A 19,136-nucleotide genomic window follows, 5' to 3' on the forward strand; every position below is an offset into this window, starting at 1 on the left:
TCCTCGCAGGACGCTCACGCCTGCTCCTCGCATGATGCTCATGCCGCCAGCCTCCCCGCCCTGCTATGCCCGCTGCCGGGCGCCGCCATGTGGCAGGCGGCCAGATGCCCGCCCCCGAGATCGGCCGCGACCGGCTTGCGATCGGCGCAGACCGCCTCGGCGAAGGGGCAGCGCGTGCGGAAGCGGCAGCCGGAGGGCGGGTTGATCGGGTTGGGCGGGTCGCCGGTCAGCGGCGGCTCCATCCGGCGCTTGCCGGGATCCATGGAAGGCCGGCTGGCCAGCAGCGCCTGGGTGTAGGGATGCGCCGGGCGATCATAGATCGCGTCCACCGGGCCCATCTCCGCCACCTCGCCCAGATACATCACCAGCACGCGGTCCGAGATGTACTGCACCACGTTCAGGTCGTGGCTGATGAAGACATAGGTGAGGCCGAATTTCTCCTTCAGGTCCACCAACAGGTTCAGCACCTGCGCCTCGACCGACTTGTCGAGGGCGGAGACCGGCTCGTCCAGCAGCACCAGCCGCGGCTGCAGGGCCAGGGCGCGCGCGATGTTCACGCGCTGGCGCTGGCCGCCGGAGAGCTCATGCGGGTAGCGGCGGGCGAAGGTCGCCGGCGCGAGCCCGACCGCCGCCAGCAGGTCGCGCGCCCGGGACCGTGCCTCGGCATCCGGCACGCCATGCACCTTGGGGGCGAAGGCGATGCTGTCCTCGATCGGCAGGCGGGGGTTGAGCGAGGCGTAGCTGTCCTGGAAGACCATCTGCACCTGGCGGCGGTATTCCTTGAGGGCTAGGCCGCCGGTCTGGGTGCTCTGCCCGACGCCCTCCCCATCGAAGACCAGGGAGCCCGCATCGGGGTCCATCAGCCGCATCAGCAGCCGGGCGGTGGTGGATTTGCCGCAGCCGCTCTCGCCGACGATGCCGAGCGTCTCGCCCTTGCGGACGGCGAAGGAGACGCCGTCCACCGCCCGGACGGTCGCCACCGTGGCGCCGAACATGCCGCCCTTGATCGGGAAATGCTTCTTCAGGTCCTGGACGATCAGCAGGGGCTGGGCGGGGCCGCCGCGATCCTCTTGGGTGCTCTGCGCGATGCTCATGGAGGAGCGAGCAGCAAGCCGCGTGCCAGGGTGATGGCGGGTGGCGGGGCGAGTCGACCCCACTCCCGCTGCCCCGATCCGGTCACGCTGCCCCGATATTGTGCAGCCGCGCCCGCGCGCCCTGTCGTCAGGCGGTGGGGATCACCGCGCCGCCGAAGCTCGCCTCAACGAAGGCCTTCACCTCGGGATGCGCGTATCCCGCGGCCAGCGCCCTGGCCCATGGCGCCTCCGCATCGGCCCGGCGGACCACCACAAGGACGGAATAGACACTGTCTGCACCCTCCGCGACCAGCCCATCCTTCAGCGGGTTCAGCCCGGCCGGCACGGCGTAGTTGCCGGTGACGGCCGCGGCATCGACATCCTCCAGGCTGCGGGCGATCTGCGCCGCCTCCAGCTCGACGATCCGTACCCGCTTCGGATTGGCGGTGATGTCCGCGATGGTCGCGCGGTAATCGACGCCGGGGCGCAGCCCGATCACCCCGCCCTTGGCCAGCAGCAGCAGAGCGCGGCCGCCATTGGTCGGGTCGTTGGGGATGGCGATGCGGGCGCCCTGCGGCAGCGCGTTGAGGGAGCTGTGCTTGCGGGAGAAGACCGCCAGCAGCGTCAGCACGGTGCGGCCCACGGGCACGAAATCATAGCCGCGCTGCGCCTTCTGCGCCTCCAGGAAGGGCAGGTGCTGGTAGGTGTTGGCGTCCAGCTCGCCGGCGGCCAGCGCCGCGTTGGGCTGGATGAAGTCGCCGAACTCGGTGATGCGCAGCACCAGGCCGTCGCGCGCGACGACCTCCTTTACCTTCTCCAGCACCTGGGCATGGACGCCGCTGCTCACGCCGACCCGCAGCGGCCGGGCCGCGGTGCCGATCGCCGCCTGGGCGCGGGCGGCGGCAGGGAGGAGGAGCGCGGCGGCAAGGCCGGCGCGGCGGGTCAGCTGGATCATGCGGGGTCTCCCTCGGCGAACCTCAGCGGTTCGCGCTCTCGAGATGAAGTCAGGCCTGCCGGTCAGCGGCGGCGGAGCCGCCGCACCAGCCAGTCGCCCAGGGATTGCAGCCCCTGGACGAAGAGAATGAGGATCAGGACGACGGTCGCCATCACCTCCGGCATGAAGCGCTGGTAGCCGAAGCGGATGCCGAGATCGCCGAGGCCGCCGCCGCCCACCGCGCCCGCCATGGCGGAATAGCCGACCAGCGAGACCAGGGTGACGGTGATGGCGGCCAGCAGCCCCGGCAGCGCCTCCGGCACCAGGACCTTCAGCACGATCTGCAGCCGGCTCGCGCCCATGGCGCGCGCCGCCTCCACCACGCCCCGGTCCACCTCGCGCAGGGCATTCTCGAAGAGACGCGCGATGAAGGCCGTCGCCGCCAGGGCCAGCGGGACGATGGCGGCGCCGGTGCCGATGGAGGTGCCGGCGACCAGCCGCGTGAAGGGCACGATCGCCACCATCAGGATGATGAAGGGCGTTGAGCGCACAGCATTGACGACGAGGCCGAGCGGCCGGTTCAGCGCGGCGCTCGGCGCCAGGCCACCCGGCGCGGTCGCGTGCAGCAGCAGCGCCAGCGGCAGGCCGAACAGCACCGCGATGGCGGCGGCGCCACCCACCATGACCAGGGTCTCGAGCGCCGCCTCGACCAGCAGGTCCTCGAGCATGGGCGTGAGCCAGGGCAGCATGGTCAGCCCTCCTCCCAGGCAAGCTCGTCCACCGTGAGGCCGAGGCCGCGCATCCAGAGGATGGCCGCCTCCACCGCCTCCGGCACGCCATAGGCGGCCAGCGCCATGATGCCGAAGGGCCGCGCGCCGATGGCATCGATCCGGCCGGCGACGATGTTGAGGTCGAGCGCGAAGCGGCGCGACGCCTCGCTCACCACCGCGCGGGTGCTGTGCGGCCCGGCGAAGAGCACGCGCAGCAGCCGGCGCGCCTCGCCCGGGCCGGGCGCGGGCAGCGCGGCGAGCGTGCCGGGCGGCACGTCATGGCCGATCACCTCGGCGACGAAGCGGCGGGTGGTGGCGGCACGCGGCCGGGTGAAGACATCGAAGACCGGCCCCTGCTCGATCACCCGCCCCGCCTCCAGCACCGCGACCCGGTCGCAGAGCGCCTTCACCACCGCCATCTCATGCGTGATGAGCAGCACGGTCAGCCGGAGCCGCGACCGCAGATCGGCGAGCAGCCCGAGGATCTCCGTCGTGGTCTCCGGGTCGAGCGCCGAGGTCGCCTCGTCGCAGAGCAGGATCGAGGGCGCGGAGGCCAGGGCGCGGGCGATGCCGACCCGCTGCTTCTGCCCGCCCGAGAGTTGCGCCGGCCAGGCATCGCGCTTCTCGGCCAGGCCCACCAGCGGCAGCAATTCGGCGACGCGCGCCTCGCGCTCGGCCCGCGGCACGCCCGCGACCTCCAGCGGGAAGGCGATGTTGCCGGCAACGGTGCGCGAGGCCAGCAGGTTGAAGTGCTGGAAGACCATGCCGATGCCGCGCCGTGCCGTGCGCAGCCCGGCCTCGCCCTCGGCGGTCAGGTCGCCGCCGAGCACCTCGACCCGGCCCGCATCCGGTCGTTCCAGCAGGTTCACGCAACGGATGAGGGTGGACTTGCCCGCGCCGGAGCGGCCGATGACACCGAAGACCTCGCCCGGCGCGACCTCGAGCGAGATGCCGTCGAGGGCCGGCGCCGGCGCGCCGCGGAAATGGCGGCGGAGGCCGGTCAGGCGGATGGCGGGTGGCACCCTCCCCGCCGCCACCGGCAGGTCTGGTCCTGGCTGGTCGAGCATCATGCGCAATCCGGAAGCGGGATGCCGGCCCGGCGGTTTCCCGGCACGGCATCCGATACGGCGCCGCCTTCGCACGACCAGGTGTCGTTGATAATTTATTTCTCCGCATGACAGCCGCGCAAGGACGGCAGGGCTGCCGGGCGCTTTCCCGCCGCCCCGTCCCGGTGCAGGCTCCTGCCTTTACTGCGGAAGGGGGTTCGGCCCATGCGGGCGATCTTCGTGATGATCAAATGCGAGATGGGCCAGGCCTATCGCGTGGCGCGCCAGATGGCGGACACGGTCGAGGCGCTGTCCGAGATGCACTCCATCTCCGGCCAGTATGACCTGATGGGGAAGTTCTACCTGGAGCCGGACCAGGATATCGGGCTCTTCGTCGTGGAGACGCTGCAGACCGTGCCCGGGGTGAAGGACACCTACACGCTGCAGACCTTCAACGCCTTCTCGGGGGCGAAGGGATAGAGCGGGCCGCGGCGGGGCGCGAACGCCCGGAAGGGTGATGCGGCCGGGCAAATGCCGCCGGACCGGCCTGCGCGCCCAACCGGAGGCCGGGCCGCCGGGGGCGCGTCGCCGCGCCCCCGATGATCGCGGCGCCGGACATGGCGGGGCGGGCGCCCGCTCAGCTGACGGCCCCATCGATCACCTCGCCGAAGCGCTGCCACATCCGCCCGTCCCAGCGGATGAGCTGCAACTGCTGCAATGGCCGGTAGTCGGTGGGCGAGGTATCGACGCGGATGCCGGGCAGCAGCGTCGGAATCCCCAGGCCACGCAGGTTCGCCGCCTCCCGCATGATCCGCTCGCGGCTGAAATGGCCGTCGCATTGCCGCAGCACCTGCATCAGCGCGAGCGCGACGGTATAGCCATAGGTGTAGTAGATGTCGGTGGTGTCGGCCTCCGGCAGCCAGCGCGCCATGAAGGCGCGGTACTCCGCCATGCCGGCATCCCCGGCCCAGGCCTGGTCGTTCGGGTCCTTGAGATAGGCCGAGGAGAGCGTGCCGATGGCGCGTTCGACGCCCGCCGGGGTGATGACGCCGGCGACGGAACTCGCGCCGCTCGGGATGTAGTGGGGCGCCCGCCAGCCCAGCTCATGCAGCTTGCGGATCGCCATGGCGGCGAATTTCGTCGTGACGCCGGAGACCAGCACATCGGCGCCCTGCAGCGCGATGAGCTGGCTGTCCACCGTCGGGTCCGTCACCTCGTAGGAGGCGGCGCGGACGCGGCTCTCATACGCCACGCCCAGCACGTCGCGCAGGCCATGGACATAGTCCCGGCCGAAATCATCGTTCTGGTACAGCAGCGCGAAGCGCGCATCCGGCTTTCCGGCCAGCGCATGGCGGGCGAAGACCTGCGCCTCCGTCCGGGCGGAGGGCGCGAAGCCCATGGTCCAGGGATTGGCCTGGTAGTCGCCCCATTTGTCGCCGTTCACCGAGAGGAAGAGGTGCGGCACCTTGCGCTGGTTGACATAGCGCACCACGGCGTTGTTGGGCGCGGTCCCCAGCATGTTGAACAGGAAGGCGACGCGATCCTGCTCCACCAGCCGCCGCACCTGCTCCAGCGTCTTGGGCGGGCTGAAGCCGTCGTCATAGAGGATGTAGGTGAGCTTCCGGCCGGCAATGCCGCCCGCCTCGTTGACCATGCGGCAGACGCCCTCCACGGCGCGGCACTGCACGCCGAGGGCGGAGACCGGGCCGGAGAGCGCGGTGGTGCCGCCGAAGCGGATCTCCGTCGCGGTCACCCCTGGCGCCTCCTGCGCCCGGGCGAGGCGCGGCGCGGCGAGCGCGGCGGCGCCGGCCAGCAAGGCGGTGCGTCTTTGCATGGTCCCTTCCCTCCCCTGTCTCGCATCCTCAGCGCGCGGGCTCGACCAGCACCTTCACCTGGCTGCCCGGCCGGCGCAGCGACTCGAAGGCTCCGGGGAGCGCCTCCAGGCCGATGACCTCGGTGACGAAATCCGCCGCGCGGATCTCCCCCGCCGCCAGATGCCGCAGCACGCGGGCGAAATCGGCGCGGGCATAGGCGAGGACGAAGCGGAGGCTGAGCTCCTTGCGGATGGCCATGCGGGGGCGGAGGCGGTCCTCCTCCATGCAGACGCCGACCACGACGATGCGCCCGCGCGGCGGTGCCAGCTCGATCATGCGCTGCAGCATCCCGGGCACGCCGACGCATTCGAAGATGAGGTCGGGCGGACCGCCCGCCGCTTCGGCGAAGGCTTCGGCCAGCGGCGCCGCCCCGGGGTCGAGCACCGCCGTCGCGCCGAGTTGCGCCGCCCGGAGCCGGCGCGCCGCCCCCGGCTCGCTCACCACCACCGCGCCGGCCCCGCCGAGCCGCGCCAGGACCGCGACGGCAAGCCCGATCGGGCCCGCCCCCGTCACCAGCACGCGGGCGCCGGGCGGCATCTCCGCCATGACGACGGCATGCGCGCCGACCGCCAGCGGCTCCAGCAGCGCACCCTCGGCGAAGCCGACGTCCTCCGGCAGGCGGAGCGCCTGGCTGGCGCGGATGCGCACGCGCTCCGCATAGCCGCCCGGCGCGGCGGGGGAGAAGCCGAGGCCGGTGATGCCCGGGCAGACCGCCGCCAGGCCCTTCCGGCACTCGCCGAAGGGCTCGCATTCGGCGCAGGGGGCGAAGGGAATGCCGGCGATGCGGTCGCCGGGGCGGAAGGCCGGATCGCCGGAGGCGATGACCGTGCCGGCGAATTCATGGCCCAGCACCGTGCCGGGCTGCAGCCGGTAGTCCGGCACCTCGGTCGCATGCAGGTCGCTGCCGCAGATGCCGCAGAGGGCCACCTGCAGCAGCAGGTCGCCGGGGCCGGCCTCGGGCTCCGGCAGGGCACGCAGCGCAAGCGGGCGCCCGATGCCTTCGAAAACGGCGGCGCGCATGGGACGTTTCCTTCCTTCGATAGCAAGCTAGGCTTCCGGCCGCCGGCACCGCAAGCCGGCGGTCAAGGATGGGGGAGGAAGGGAGATGGCCCGTTTCTCGGAGAAGGTGGTGCTCGTCACCGGCGGCGGTTCCGGCATCGGCGCGGCGGCGGCGGTGCGCTTCCTCGCGGATGGCGCCGCGGTCTGCATCGCCGATCTGCGGGCCGAGGCGCTGGCGGCGCAGGTGGAGGCGCTGAATGCCGGCCCGCGGCTGCATGCGGTGGAGTGCGACGTTACCGATGAGGCTGCAGTGAACTCCCTCATTGCCGAGGTCGCCACGCATTTCGGCCGGCTCGACGTGCTGGTGAACAATGCCGGCTTCGGCAGCTTCGCCCGCGTCGAGGAACTGACGACAGAGAACTGGCGCCGCGTGCAGGCGGTCTGCCTCGACAGCGTCTTCTTCGGCAGCCGGGCGGCGATGCCGCACCTCAAGGCGCGGCAGGGCTGCATCGTCAACACCGCCTCGATCAGCGGGCTGCGCGGCGATTACGGCTTCGCCGCCTACAACGCGGCCAAGGGCGGGGTGGTGAACCTGACGCGGAACATGGCGATCGACCATGCGCGGGACGGCGTGCGGGTGAACGCCGTCTGCCCGGGGCTGACCGCGACGCCGCTGACGACGAAATTCACCGACCGGCCCGACATCATGGCCGAGTACGACCGCCGGATTCCCATGCGCCGGCCAGGGCGGCCGGAGGAGATGGCGGCCGCCATCGCCTTCCTCGCCTCCGAGGACGCCTCCTACATCACCGGCGTGACGCTGGCCGTGGATGGTGGCATTACCGCCGCCACCGGGCAGCCCAATTTCCTCGACCTGCTGTAGCCCTGCCCCCAAAGGAGGGGGTTCGTCACCCGGCGCGGGGCTGTTATGTTGCACTGCGACATGGAGCCCCGCGGCCCGGCCGCTCGCCCGCACGGCGCATCATCTGGAGAGACAAATGCGTATCGACGCCATCCCCATCGGCAAGAACCCGCCCGAGGACGTCAACGTCATCGTCGAGGTCGCCATCGGGGGCGAGCCCATCAAGTACGAGATGGACAAGGAGGCGGGCACGCTGATCGTCGACCGTTTCCTCTATACGCCGATGCGCTATCCCGGGAATTACGGCTTCGTCCCGCACACGCTGAGCGAGGATGGCGACCCGATCGACGTGCTGATCGCCAATACCCGCCCGATTGTGCCCGGCGCGGTGATCGCGGTCCGTCCCGTGGGCGTGCTGCGGATGGAGGATGACGGCGGCGGCGACGAGAAGATCATCGCCGTGCCGGTGCCGAAGCTGACGCGGCGCTACGAGAAGGTCACGAACTACTCGGACCTGCCGCAGATCACCCTCGACCAGATCCAGCACTTCTTCGAGCACTACAAGGACCTCGAGCCCGGCAAGTGGGTGAAGGTCGCGGGCTGGGGCGACGCCGCCGAGGCCAAGCGCATGATCGTCGAGGCGATCGAGCGCGCGAAGAAGGCGAAGGGCTGACCTTCCCCCCACCCTCCGCCGCCCCGGGCGGCGGAGGGCAGGGGCCCGCCTGGCCCGACAGGCAGGCCGTCGGGACAGGCGGGATACCGCCGCCCGACGCCCCGCTCCGCGCGGGGCGCCGCGGCCCCCTGCCGGGCCTCGCCAGGGCTCTCGGAAACCGGGCATGCAATCGTGGCGCCCTCCCGGCCGGCGCCGCGCCACCCCATCTGGGCCGCCGATGACAGTCTTCCCCCCGCCCGCCGGCCAGGCGGACCGCCAGGCCAGCCTGCCCGATCCCGACGCCCCGCTGCGCGCCGCCCTCGCCCGGCACCGCGCCATCGCCACCGGCCTGCTGGCCGGGATGGCCGGGCTGACCGTCGGCAGCTACGCCCTGCCCCCGGGCTACTGGACCGATCTGCTGCAGGCGGCGTCCAAGGCCGGCGTGGTCGGCGGCATCGCCGACTGGTTCGCGGTGACGGCGCTGTTCCGCCGGCCGCTCGGCCTGCCCATCCCGCACACCGCCATCATCCCGAAGCAGAAGGAGAGGCTTGGCCAGGGCCTCGGCCGCTTCGTCGCCAACCACGTCTTCACCGAGGCCGAGGTGGCGCGGGTGCTCAGCCGGCTGGACCTGGCCGGCATCGTGCGCAGCTTCATGGCTGATCCGGCGACCGCCCGGCCGGCGGCAGAGGCGATCGCCGCCTCCCTCCCCCGGCTGCTGGCGAGCCTGGAGGATGGCCGCGCGCGGCGGCTGATCGGGCGGCTGCTGCCGCGGCTGGCGGGCGGCCCGGGCGGCGCCCGCATCGTCGCGCGCGCGCTGCGCAGCCTGATGGAGGGCGGCAAGCACCAGGAGGTGTTCGACCTGGCGATCACCGAGCTCCGCCGCCTGCTGGTGGAGAAGGAGGACCAGCTCCGCGCCGCCATCGAGGCCCGGGTGCGGGAGGAAGGCGGCCGCCTGGTCGGCTGGGCACTCGGCGCCGCCGTCGCCCGGCGGGCGCTGGCCGGGGTGAATGCCGAGCTGGCCCGGATGGAGGCCGATGACAGCGACCTGCGCCGCGCCTTCGAGCAGTGGATCCGGACGGAGGTGGAGCGGCTGGAGACCGACCCGGAGCGGGCCGCGGCGCTCGGCCGGGCCATGCGCAAGGCGATGGCGCACCCGACCGTCGCCGCCTGGCTCGGCGATGTCTGGGGCCGGCTCCGGGCGGCGCTGGAGGCCGATGCGGCCAATCCGCAGGGCCGGACGGTGACCCTGCTGGAGGGCGCCTTCGCCAATGCCGGCACGCTGCTGGCCGAGGATCCGAGGGCGCGGGAGCGGCTGAACCTCGCGGTGCAGCGGGTGCTGGTGCGCCTGATGCCGGCGGCGCGGATGCAACTCGCGGGCTTCATCGCCCAGGTGGTCGCGGGCTGGGACACCGCGCAGGTGACGGAGAAGATCGAGCTGCGGGTCGGGCGCGACCTTCAGTATGTCCGGATGAACGGCACCCTGGTCGGCTTCCTGGTCGGCGGGGTGCTGTTCGCCGTGCTCACCGCGCTGTTCGGCCGGGTGGCGTTCTGAGCCCGGGCGGGCGCTGGGCAGGGATGCTCCCCGTCGCGCCGCAGCCGGCCCTGCGGCCTGGGCCCCGCCCCCGCGGCGGACCCACGCCCCGACCATCGCCGGCTGGTGCATCGCCCGTGCCGCTGCTGCGGGGGGACCAGGGTCCGTCCACCGGGAAGTCGGGACATCCCGGGCGGCAACCGGCCGAGGCGCGGCCGCCCCCTTCCCGGCCGGGGCGGCGTGGCTACACTTGGCGCATGACCCTCGGCCTCGCCATCCTCGACCAGTCCACCATCGCCTCGGGCCGCGGCGCGGACGAGGCTATCCGGGAAACCCTCGTCCTCGCCCGGCTGGCGGATGAGTGGGGCTATGGCCGCTACTGGCTGGCCGAACACCATAACAGCGGCGCCCATGCCGGCTCGGCGCCCGAGATGCTGGTGGCCGCCATCGCCGCCACCACCCGGCGCATCCGCGTCGGCACGGCGGGCGTCATGCTGCCGCACTACGCCGCCCTGAAGGTCGCCGAGCAGTTCAAGGTGGCGGAGGCGATCGCGCCCGGCCGGATCGATCTCGGCCTCGGCCGGGCGCCGGGCAGCGACGGGCGCACCGCCTTTGCGCTGAACCCGAATGCGAATGAGGCGGCCGAGCGCTTCCCGAACCAAGTCATGGACCTGCTGGGCTGGCTGGGGGATGGCCTGCCGGAAGGCCATCCCTTCCGCGCGGTCGCCGCCAACCCGCAGGTGCCGACCCGGCCGGAGGTCTGGATCCTCGGGTCCAGCGACTATGGCGCGCAGGTCGCCGCCTATTTCGGCCTGCCCTACTGCTTCGCGCATTTCATCGGGGAGCGCGGCTCCGAACAGGTCATGGGGCTGTACCGCGAGGGCTTCCGGCCGCATCCGGGCCAGCCCGGCCGCCTCGCGGCGCCGCATGGCGCGCTCGGCGTCTTCGCCCTGACTGCCGACACCGAGGCGGAGGCCTGGCGGCTCTACAGGTCGCGCGAACTCTGGCGGCTGTTCCGTGACACCGGCCGCTTCCCGCCCCTTCCCTCGGTCGAGGAGGCCGAGGCCTATCCCTTTACCGAGGCGGAGCGGGCGCATCTCGACCGCCTCCGCGCCCGCGCCATCGTCGGCGCGCCGGAGCAGGTGAAGGGGAAGCTGGAGGCGCTGGCGGCGGCGCATGGCACGCAGGAGGTGGCGGTGCTGACGCCCTGCCACGATCCAGCGGCGCGCCAGCGCAGCTACCGGCTGCTGGCCGAGGCCTTCGGCCTGACCACCGCGCCGCTGCCGGCCGCCGCGGCATAGGGGCCGGAGCGCGGCCGGGCGGCGGGACACCCGGAATGCGGCCGAATGCGGCCGCACCCATCCTTGGCCTATGCCGCCCCGGCGCCCGTGCGGTCAGCGATTCGCCCCGCCGCCCTGCACCGCCGGCGCCGGCATGCTGCCGCCGGCCTGGCCGGCCGCCGAGACCACATGCCCGCGCAGTTCGGCGAGCACCTGCAGCGCGTCCCGCGCCGCCTCATCCGCCTTTTCCTTGGAGAGCGAGCGGTCCGGGCCGACCTGGTTGAAATCCCGCCGCATGCGGCGCTGCGCCTCCTGATAGGCGACCGTCTCGGCGAAACCCTCCGGCACCCGCTGCATGTCCTGCCAGGCGCTGCGGACCGTCTGCATCAGATTGATGCGTTCCTGCGAGAAGGCGCCGGTCTGGCTCTCGGTCCGGCCGGCTGCATGCTCCTCCCGCGCGCGGGCGAGCCGCGCCTCGGCATCCTGCAGCAGCAGCGCATAGGCCTGCAGGTCGGCGGCGGCCGCGGTCGCCGGCGGCGGGGTCTGCCGCGCGGTCTCGCGGGCGGATTGTGCCGTGGCCAGGGCGGGCAGCCCCGCCGTCAGTGCCAGCGCCGCCAAGATCGTGACTGCCCGCATCGCCGTCTCCTCCATCGCTCCGGCGGCGAACGCCGCGCGCGGCGAGGCGGTTGCCCGGCCACGGGCAGGCCGGGCCGGGTCGCCGCCCCGGCGGCGGGCCGTTGCCGTCAGTCCGCGCGGATGCCGTTGGCGCGCACCACCCCGCCCCAGACCTCCACCTGCCGCTCCAGGAAGGCCTGCAGGGCCGGCGGGTCGGAGAGCACGAGGCGGGCCTGCTGCGCCTCCTCCATCTGCCGCCGCGCCCGCTCCTCCGAGAGGCTCTCGCGCAGCGCCGCGTTCATCCGCGCGACCAGGGGCGCCGGCGTGCCGGCCGGGGCGAAGACGCCCCACCAGGCCTCCGCCTGCAGGCCGGCGAAGCCCGCTTCCTCCGCTGCCTGGACCTGGGCGAGCGCCGGCAGGCGCGCCGGGCCGAATTGCGCGATGGCGCGCAGCGTCCCGCCGGCGATATGCGGCGCCAGCAGCGCTGCGCTGCCGATCATCACCTCCACATGGCCGGCGATGGTGTCGTTCACGGCCAGCCCGCCGCCGCGATAGGCGATGTGCGGCATGCGCGTGCCGGTGCGGGACTGCAGCAGCATCATCGTGAGATGGCCGATCGTGCCATTGCCGGTGGAGCCGTAGGAGACCGCCTCCGGCCGCGCCTTCGCCGCCACCACCAGGTCGGCGAGCGTCCGGTAGGGCCGGTCCGGCCGGGTCGCGATCACATAGGGCGCGCCGCCGATCAGCATGACCGGATCGAGGTCGCGCATCAGGTTGAAGGACAGGTTCGGCAGCAGCGCCGGCAGCACCGCATGGCTGTCGAAGGTGAGCAGCCAGGTCAGCCCGTCCGGTGCCGCCTTCGCCACCGCCTCCGTCCCGATCGCGCCGGCGGCGCCGGAGCGGTTCTCGACCACCACCGGCTGGCCGAGCCGCTGGGTGAGGCCGGGCGAGGCCAGCCGGGCCACGGCATCGGTCGAGCCGCCGGCGGCAAAGGGGACGATGATGCGGAGGGGCGCCGTGCCCTGGGCGCGGAGCGCGGGCGCGGCCAGTGCCGCGCCGGCCAGGCCGAGCGCCGTCCGGCGCCCGATGCAATGGGTCATGGTTTTCCTTCCCCGGACTCTTTTCGCCGCGCCGGAATCGACGGCGCGGCCCGCAGCCTCCTCTACAGGAAGCGTAGGGCTTGCCCAGACATGGGCGGAGCCCAGTGGAGGAATGGTTACGGCGGATGTCGCGCCGGCCTGGGGGCCGGCCGCCCGCGATCCATCCTATCCCGAGGGGAAATCCTCCGGCCGCGTCGTATGCCGCTGCCGGTGCGGCCGGCGGTGCCGCCACCAGTCGAGCGCCGGCCCGACGCCGACCAGCGGCGTCGCTGCCAGGGTCGCCAGTGCGAAACCGGCCGAGACCACGCGGGCGCCGAGGGCGAAGGTCAGCACGGTCAGCCCCGCCAGCGCCCCGGTCGTGCCGGCGCCCAGGGCGACCCAGCCCAGCACCCGCCGGTGGCGGGCATCCAGCCATTGCGGCGGCTGGCCCGCCTCCGTGCCGGTGCGGGGTGTGCCGTCCGGCGCGACGTCATAGAGACGCCTGGGGTCGATCTCGAAAGGCGTAGGCAGGCCGCACCTCCGCCCGGCATGCGGCCGGGCTCAGCGCCGGAGGATGACGAATCGGACAGGCTGGCCGCCAGCGCGGCGCAGCCGCCGCATCCGCCACCAGAGCGAGACGAAGGCGACCAGCCCTGCGCCGATCGCGACTGGCAACAGCAGCCCGATGAAGACGACGGCGAGCGCAACCAGCAGCAGCCCGCCGGCCGCCAGCGTGACCAGCAGCGCCAGGCCGCCGAGCTTGCCGAGGGCGCGGTCCAGCCCGCTGCGGGGCGGCGGGTCGCGGAACTCACCCTCCGGCGTCATGTCCAGGATGGTCGGGTCCCGGTATGGCGATCCGGGGCGCCGGTGCGTGTCCATGGCCTTGATGTTGCCCGCCCTGGGGCCGGGTTCAACCCCGCTCCGTATCCTCGCCGCGGCGGAGGCTGTCGAGGTGCTGGAGGATGTCCGCGGTCGGCCGCTGGGTGGCATTGTCGTCATCGCCTCCCCGCCACTCGGCCCGGCTGTCGCGGCCAGATCGAGGCTGGCGGTCGCGATGACCGTCTTCGGCATGCCTTCGGGCCCCCGGCCCCGGCCGCTGTGGGTGGGGGCGCGCGCAACCGCCCTGCAGTGGGCGGCGTTGGCCCTCGCCTCTGGGAAAGACCGATTTCATGAGCGACAGACGTTCCGATGATGACGCGCGCAACGCGCAGCCCCCGAAGGATGCCCGGCACGGCACCGAGCACTCCCATCCCGCGCTGAGCCAGGAGCGGGGCGAGGACCCGGCGACCGGCAGCATCGACAGCCCGACCGCACCCGGCGAGGCGCAGGCGGGGGATCTCTCCGAGAGCGGCGCCAATCTCGGCGGGCCGGTGGATGTCTTCCCGCTGCGGGGCCGGGCGAGGAAGGAACGGCCGGCGGGTTGACAAAGGGGCGGGTCGCCCGCTCTGTGCAAGGGCGGAGCCCCCGGTTTGCGCGGGGCCGGGCGGCCGCCCGGCCCGGGTTTCAGAGCGGCCGCACCACCAGCACCGTCCCCTCCACACCCTCGACCCGCACCCGCATCGGCGCGTCCGGCACCTTCACGTCGCGCGGCAGCCGCGCCGGCCAGTCGCTGTCGCCGATGCGCACCCGCAGTTCCGCGCCGTCCATGGGCAGCAGCATCCCGTGCCGCCCGACCAGCCCGGCATCCGGCGTATTCACCCGCACCGGCGGCCGCCTGCCCTTCAGCCGCAAGGACAGCGTGATGCCGCCGGCGAGCAGGGCGATGAAGACCGCCACCACCGCCTCGAAGGGCGGCAGCGCCGCCAGCACGACGATGCCGGTGCCGATCGCCGCCAGCCCGACCCAGACCAGGAAGATGCCCGGCAGCGCGAGTTCCGCCGCCAGCAGCAGCAGCCCGGCCAGGATCCAGATCAGCCCTGGTTCCACGGCCCGCTCCCCGGAACGGTCGTGGCCGGCCGCGGCGGCGGCGCACCGCCGGGGGGCCGCAGCAGTTCCAGCGCCTGCACGATCCCGCCCGCCAGCGCGGCGGACTCCATGGGCACCACCACCAGCTTGCTTGCCGGGTTGGTGCCCAGCGCCTCGAAGGCCTTCACATAGCGTTCGGAGATGAAGTAGCGCAGCGCCTGCTCGCCGGCGCCGGAAGCCGCCTCGCTCACCATGCGCGTCGCCGCCGCCTCCGCCTGGGCCAGTCGCTCCCTCGCCTCGGCATCGCGCATCGCCGCCTCGCGACGCCCTTCGGCCGCCAGGATCAGCGCCGCCTTCTCGCCTTCCGCCCGCACCACGGTCGCGCGGCGCTCGCGCTCGGCCGTCATCTGCAGGTTCATGGCACGCACCAGGTTCTCCGGCGGCTCGACCTTGCGCAGTTCGACCCGGCTGACCTTCACCCCCCAGGGCTCGGTCGCGCCGTCCAGGATCGTCAGCAGGGAGGAGTTGATCCTCTCCCGCCCCGAAAGGGTCGAATCCAGGTCCATCTCGCCGATCACGCTGCGGATGTTGGTCATGGTCAGCGCGGTCAGCGCCTGCTGCAGGTTCTGCACCGCATAGGCCGCCTTGGCCGGGTCCATGACGCGGTAATAGACGATGCCGTCCACCGCGACCGAGGCATTGTCGCGGGTGATCACGGACTGTTCCGGAATGTCCAGCACCACCTCCTGCACGTTCAGCCGACGGCCGACGGCGTCGATGAAGGGGATGATGATGTTGAGGCCGGGCTGCAGCAGGCGGGTGAAGGCGCCGAAGCGCTCCACCGTCCAGACCTCGCCCTGCGGCACGGTGCGGATGCCGCGCGCGGCGGTCACCACCGCGAGCAGCAGCAGGACGATCAGGACGATCTCAAGGCCGGTCATCCGGGTCCCCCAGACAGGTCATTACGCCCTTCGGTAGCACGCCGTGCGGCCGGGCGGCACGCACGCTCGGGTGCCCGGGCGGCTTGCGCCCGCCCAGCCACCGCCTACCATCGCCCGACTTGGAAGGAGACGGGGGATGCAGGGCAACACGGCGCCGCTGACGGTGCGGCTGGACGGGCTCAGGGTGGCGATCACGGCGGGCGCCGGCGGCATCGGCCGGGCCATGGCGGATGGCTTCGCCAGCTGCGGCGCCAGGGTGTTCCTTTGCGACCTGGACCGGGAGGCGCTGGCCGCCTCCCCCTACCCCTCCATGCTCGCCGACATGGAAACGGTCGAGGGCTGCGAGGGCTTCGTGGAGGCCGCCATCGCCCATCTCGGCGGCCTCGACGTGCTGGTGAACAATGCCGGCATCGCCGGCCCGACGGCCCGGGTCGAGGACGTGACGCCGGAGGCGCTGACGCGCACCCTGAAGATCGACCTGGAAGCCATGTTCCACTGCGCCCGCCGCGCCGTGCCGGCCCTGCGCGCGGCTGGGGGCGGCTCCATCATCAACATCTCCTCCGCCGCCGGGCGCTTCGGCTTCCCGCTGCGCAGCCCCTATGCGGCCGCCAAATGGGGCGTGGTCGGCTTCACCAAGTCGCTCGCCATCGAACTCGGGCCGGAGCGCATCCGGGTGAACGCCATCCTGCCCGGCCTGGTCGCCGGCGACCGCATCCGCCGCGTCATCGAGGCCAAGGCGCAGGCCAATGGCCGCAGCTTCGCCGAGCAGGAGGCGGAGGCGCTGAATCCCGTCTCGCTCCGCTGCTACGTGACGCCGCAGGACATCGCCAACATGGCGCTCTATCTCTGTTCGCCCTTCGGCGCGACCATCAGCGGCCAGGCACTGGCCGTGGATGGCGACATGCAGTCCCTGGCCTGAGGCGCGCGCCATGCCAGAGCCGCTCCGCAGCTTCGACGAACTCGCCCTCGGGCAGGAATTCGACTTCGGCAGCTTCCGCATGGAGCTCGCCGAGATCCTGGACTTCGCCCGCCGCTACGACCCGCAACCCTTCCACACCGATGAGGCGGCGGCGAAGGCCGGCATCTTCGGCGGGATCATCGCCAGCGGCCTGCACACCCAGGCCGCGGCCTTCGGCCATATCATCCGGACGGGCTGGGTGGAGCGGGTCTCGCTCGGCGGGACGGAGCAGGTGGTGCGCTGGCCGGCGCCGGTGCGGCCGGGCGATGAGATCGCGCTCTCCGCGCGCGTCGAGGAGCTCATTCCTTCGCGCAGCAAGCCCGACCGCGGTGTTGCCAGGATCCGCTACACCGGCCGGCGCGTCGCCGATGGCGTCACGGTGCTCGACATCCTGGGGACGCATTTCCTGAAGCGCTGATCAGGTGCGGGCAGGCTCCGCCGCGGCGACGGCCGGCGCGGCGGGCAGGAGGATGGTGAAGACCGCACCATCGGCCTCATTCCGCGCGGTGATGGTGCCGCCCATGCCGCCGACCAGGCCGTGGCAGATCGACAGGCCGAGGCCGGTCCCCTTCTCCACATCCTTGGTGGTCACGAAGGGCTCGAAGATCCGCTCGAGCACGGCCTGCGGGATCCCGCCCGCATTGTCCGTCACCGTGATGCGCACCTGGCCGGACGGCTCGTCGGTGCGGGCGGCGATGCACACGCGGCGCGGGGCTTGCGGCGGCAGCGCCGCCAGCGCATCGCGCGCATTGGCCAGCAGGTTCACCAGGACCTGCTCCAGCGGCACGAGCTGCGCCAGTACGACCGGCCCGGGCGGCGGGCCGAGCGCGAGGTCCAGACTCACCTCCGCCTCGCGCAGCGCCCCTCCGACCAGCGCCAGCGCCCCCTCCACCGCCTGCTGCAGCGGCACCGGCTGGGGCGCCGCATCCTCCGCCGCGCCGCGGGCGAAGCGGCGGAGATGCTCGATCATCTCGCCCGCCCGCCTTGCCTGCGCGGCGATGCGGCCGAGGCGCCCCGCCGCCCCTTCCGGCCGGCCGTTGCGCAGGGCGTTGTCGGCGTTCTGGGCAGCGAGCGTGATGATGGCGAGCGGCTGCTTCAACTCATGCGCGAGACCGGCCGCCATCTCCCCGAGCGCGGCCAGCCGGCCGGAGGCGGCGGCGCGCGCCGCCGCCTCGCGCTCCGCCTGCACGTTGAGGACATAGCCGACAATCTCCCCGCCGCCATCCGGCCGGCGCGACAGCACTTGGCCATGGGTGCGCATCCAGCGCCAGGAGCCGTCCGGCTGGCGCATGCGCCACTCTCCCGCCAGACTGCCCGCCCGCAGGATAAGGCACAGGAAGTCGCGCAGGGGCATGGCCCCCGGCGCGGCGAATTCCGCGAACTCGGCGCTGCGCGCCACGACCTCGCGCGGCCAGCCCATCACCGCTTCGATGTCGCCGCCGCGATAGAGCAGGGTGGACCGGCCATCCGGCTCCACGCTGCGCAGGAAGATGAGCGCGGGAAGGCCGGCATGCAGCCGCTCGATCTCGCCCCGCCCGGCGCGCAGCGCCTCGGCCTCCTGCCGCGCGGCCAGCAGCGCCTGGCGCCAGCCCGCCCAGCCGATGATGCCGAGCCCGAGCAGCAGCGACGCCCCGCCCGCCAGCAGCCAGGCCATTGCCTCCCGCGCGGAGGCCCCCAGCGCCGCCGCCGGCGCCGCGACGGCAACGATCCAGCCCGGGGCCAGGCCGGGCCGCTCGAAGGCATAGACCATCTCCTGCCCGGCGCCATCCGGACCACGGAGGATGCCGTGCGGCCGGCCCTCCGCCGCGCGCGTCACCCAGTCGGGCATCGGCAGGCCGAGCCGCAGGCCCGCCGGGTCGAGAGAATGCGCGAGGATGCGGAGCCGGCCATCGGCGACGACGGCATGGCCACCTTCCGGCGTTTCCTGGCGCATCAGCAGGTCGCGCAGCGCCGCCGGCTCCACCCCGAGCGCAACCGCGCGGGTCACGCTCTCCCCGCGCCGGACCGGCGCCAGGGACCAGATGACAGGCCGGCCGACCAGCGGGCCGAGGAAGAGGTCGGAGACGCCCGGCCGGCCCTGCCCGAACACCCGGCCGAGCGGCAGGGCAAGGGCCTCGCGCATCCCGGCCTGCCGCAGGTCGGGCAGTTCCTGGCCTGGCTGGCGGAGCGTGTTGGCGAGCATGCGCAGTTCAGGCGGCGGCCCGAGCGCCACCACCCAGCCGCCGAACTCCCGGCCGACCGGCCGTGCATTGGCCTCGAACTGCGCGGGATCGGCGCCTTCATCCAGCATGGGGCCATGCGAGAGCGCCCGGGCGGCGGCCACATAGGCGCCGAGCTGGGCATCCACCACGGCAACCAGGCCGCGGACCGTGGCGCGCAGCCGGGATTCGTCGGCCGCGTGGTCGGACCGGCCGGCTTCGCGGATGGCGAAGCCCGCGAGCAAGGCGAGCGGCAGGACGGCGCCGAGGGCGACCGCCAGCAGGAAGCGCCGGGACCGGAGGAGCCGGGAGGCTGCGGCCTGCATCATTCTCCCTTCTGGCAGGTCATGCGGCGCCTGCCGCGGTTCCGCTCTTCAGGATGCTGTAACGGGCCGCCAGCCTGCCTGTCCCGCGCGGGA

Annotated in this window: 21 protein-coding genes; 8 read left to right on the forward strand and 13 right to left on the reverse strand. The window is 73.2% G+C overall.

Going from position 1 to position 19,136, the window contains the following annotated elements; genetic code table 11:
• Nucleotides 1-38: 38 nt before the first annotated feature.
• The 4 genes from LHA35_RS21465 to LHA35_RS21480 form a co-directional block, all read right to left on the reverse strand.
• Nucleotides 39-1,094: an ABC transporter ATP-binding protein gene (locus tag LHA35_RS21465; protein WP_226611851.1), complete on the reverse strand. Its 1,056-nt coding sequence runs from the start codon at nucleotides 1,092-1,094 to the stop codon at nucleotides 39-41.
• A gap of 127 nt (nucleotides 1,095-1,221) precedes the next feature.
• Nucleotides 1,222-2,028 carry a MetQ/NlpA family ABC transporter substrate-binding protein gene (locus LHA35_RS21470; RefSeq protein WP_226611853.1) on the reverse strand — a complete coding sequence of 269 codons (807 nt, stop codon included), beginning with the start codon at nucleotides 2,026-2,028 and terminating at the stop codon, nucleotides 1,222-1,224.
• Between the two features lie 62 nt (nucleotides 2,029-2,090).
• Nucleotides 2,091-2,756, reverse strand: a complete 666-nt coding sequence (locus LHA35_RS21475) for a methionine ABC transporter permease (RefSeq protein WP_226611856.1) — start codon at nucleotides 2,754-2,756, stop codon at nucleotides 2,091-2,093.
• A 2-nt stretch (nucleotides 2,757-2,758) separates the two neighbouring features.
• Nucleotides 2,759-3,847 carry a methionine ABC transporter ATP-binding protein gene (locus LHA35_RS21480; RefSeq protein WP_226611858.1) on the reverse strand — a complete coding sequence of 363 codons (1,089 nt, stop codon included), beginning with the start codon at nucleotides 3,845-3,847 and terminating at the stop codon, nucleotides 2,759-2,761.
• A 201-nt stretch (nucleotides 3,848-4,048) separates the two neighbouring features.
• Between LHA35_RS21480 and LHA35_RS21485 the strand changes: the two genes are divergently transcribed.
• Nucleotides 4,049-4,303, forward strand: coding sequence for an Lrp/AsnC ligand binding domain-containing protein (locus tag LHA35_RS21485; RefSeq protein ID WP_226611860.1), 255 nt, complete (start codon nucleotides 4,049-4,051; stop codon nucleotides 4,301-4,303).
• 157 nt (nucleotides 4,304-4,460) lie between these two features.
• Here the strand turns inward: LHA35_RS21485 and LHA35_RS21490 are convergent, their stop codons facing one another.
• On the reverse strand, nucleotides 4,461-5,657 hold the full coding sequence (locus LHA35_RS21490) for an ABC transporter substrate-binding protein (RefSeq protein WP_226611862.1): 1,197 nt from the start codon (nucleotides 5,655-5,657) through the stop codon (nucleotides 4,461-4,463).
• Nucleotides 5,658-5,685: 28 nt separating this feature from the next.
• Complete coding sequence (locus tag LHA35_RS21495; protein WP_226611863.1) at nucleotides 5,686-6,717, reverse strand: zinc-binding dehydrogenase; 1,032 nt, start codon at nucleotides 6,715-6,717, stop codon at nucleotides 5,686-5,688.
• A gap of 85 nt (nucleotides 6,718-6,802) precedes the next feature.
• Between LHA35_RS21495 and LHA35_RS21500 the strand changes: the two genes are divergently transcribed.
• The 4 genes from LHA35_RS21500 (at nucleotide 6,803) to LHA35_RS21515 (ending at nucleotide 11,042) form a co-directional block, all read left to right on the forward strand.
• Nucleotides 6,803-7,579 (forward strand): meso-2,3-butanediol dehydrogenase, encoded by a 777-nt coding sequence (locus LHA35_RS21500; RefSeq protein WP_226611865.1) that lies wholly within the window; start codon nucleotides 6,803-6,805, stop codon nucleotides 7,577-7,579.
• 115 nt (nucleotides 7,580-7,694) lie between these two features.
• Complete coding sequence (gene ppa, locus LHA35_RS21505; RefSeq protein ID WP_226611867.1) at nucleotides 7,695-8,231, forward strand: inorganic diphosphatase; 537 nt, start codon at nucleotides 7,695-7,697, stop codon at nucleotides 8,229-8,231.
• A 217-nt stretch (nucleotides 8,232-8,448) separates the two neighbouring features.
• Complete coding sequence (locus tag LHA35_RS21510) at nucleotides 8,449-9,762, forward strand: DUF445 domain-containing protein (RefSeq protein ID WP_226611868.1); 1,314 nt, start codon at nucleotides 8,449-8,451, stop codon at nucleotides 9,760-9,762.
• A gap of 236 nt (nucleotides 9,763-9,998) precedes the next feature.
• On the forward strand, nucleotides 9,999-11,042 hold the full coding sequence (locus LHA35_RS21515; RefSeq protein ID WP_226611870.1) for an LLM class flavin-dependent oxidoreductase: 1,044 nt from the start codon (nucleotides 9,999-10,001) through the stop codon (nucleotides 11,040-11,042).
• 93 nt (nucleotides 11,043-11,135) lie between these two features.
• Here the strand turns inward: LHA35_RS21515 and LHA35_RS21520 are convergent, their stop codons facing one another.
• From LHA35_RS21520 to LHA35_RS21535, 4 genes are all read right to left on the reverse strand, one after another.
• The gene (locus tag LHA35_RS21520; protein WP_226611872.1) at nucleotides 11,136-11,657 is read right to left on the reverse strand and encodes a hypothetical protein; all 522 of its coding nucleotides are present in this window, start codon (nucleotides 11,655-11,657) and stop codon (nucleotides 11,136-11,138) included.
• A gap of 107 nt (nucleotides 11,658-11,764) precedes the next feature.
• Entirely contained in the window at nucleotides 11,765-12,736 is a 972-nt protein-coding gene (locus LHA35_RS21525; RefSeq protein ID WP_226611874.1) for a tripartite tricarboxylate transporter substrate binding protein, read from the reverse strand.
• A 165-nt stretch (nucleotides 12,737-12,901) separates the two neighbouring features.
• Nucleotides 12,902-13,126, reverse strand: coding sequence for a hypothetical protein (locus LHA35_RS21530; protein ID WP_226611875.1), 225 nt, complete (start codon nucleotides 13,124-13,126; stop codon nucleotides 12,902-12,904).
• Between the two features lie 150 nt (nucleotides 13,127-13,276).
• Entirely contained in the window at nucleotides 13,277-13,594 is a 318-nt protein-coding gene (locus LHA35_RS21535; protein WP_226611877.1) for a hypothetical protein, read from the reverse strand.
• A gap of 290 nt (nucleotides 13,595-13,884) precedes the next feature.
• On the opposite strand from LHA35_RS21535, the gene LHA35_RS21540 reads away from it, so the two are divergent.
• Entirely contained in the window at nucleotides 13,885-14,139 is a 255-nt protein-coding gene (locus tag LHA35_RS21540; protein ID WP_226611879.1) for a hypothetical protein, read from the forward strand.
• 79 nt (nucleotides 14,140-14,218) lie between these two features.
• Here LHA35_RS21540 and LHA35_RS21545 read toward each other — a convergent pair whose 3' ends face one another.
• Both LHA35_RS21545 and LHA35_RS21550 read right to left on the reverse strand, forming a co-directional pair.
• Nucleotides 14,219-14,641 carry an NfeD family protein gene (locus LHA35_RS21545; RefSeq protein ID WP_226611880.1) on the reverse strand — a complete coding sequence of 141 codons (423 nt, stop codon included), beginning with the start codon at nucleotides 14,639-14,641 and terminating at the stop codon, nucleotides 14,219-14,221.
• Complete coding sequence (locus LHA35_RS21550) at nucleotides 14,626-15,561, reverse strand: SPFH domain-containing protein (protein ID WP_226611886.1); 936 nt, start codon at nucleotides 15,559-15,561, stop codon at nucleotides 14,626-14,628. The genes LHA35_RS21545 and LHA35_RS21550 overlap by 16 nt, the downstream gene beginning before the upstream one ends.
• A gap of 136 nt (nucleotides 15,562-15,697) precedes the next feature.
• On the opposite strand from LHA35_RS21550, the gene LHA35_RS21555 reads away from it, so the two are divergent.
• The gene (locus LHA35_RS21555) at nucleotides 15,698-16,480 is read left to right on the forward strand and encodes an SDR family oxidoreductase (protein WP_226611892.1); all 783 of its coding nucleotides are present in this window, start codon (nucleotides 15,698-15,700) and stop codon (nucleotides 16,478-16,480) included.
• 10 nt (nucleotides 16,481-16,490) lie between these two features.
• Nucleotides 16,491-16,937, forward strand: a complete 447-nt coding sequence (locus LHA35_RS21560) for a MaoC/PaaZ C-terminal domain-containing protein (protein ID WP_226611894.1) — start codon at nucleotides 16,491-16,493, stop codon at nucleotides 16,935-16,937.
• Here LHA35_RS21560 and LHA35_RS21565 read toward each other — a convergent pair whose 3' ends face one another.
• Nucleotides 16,938-19,046 carry an ATP-binding protein gene (locus LHA35_RS21565; RefSeq protein ID WP_226611895.1) on the reverse strand — a complete coding sequence of 703 codons (2,109 nt, stop codon included), beginning with the start codon at nucleotides 19,044-19,046 and terminating at the stop codon, nucleotides 16,938-16,940.
• Nucleotides 19,047-19,136: the final 90 nt, after the last annotated feature.

The sequence above is a fragment of the Roseicella aerolata genome (assembly GCF_020523605.1).
Taxonomy (GTDB): Bacteria; Pseudomonadota; Alphaproteobacteria; order Acetobacterales; family Acetobacteraceae; genus Paracraurococcus; species Paracraurococcus aerolatus.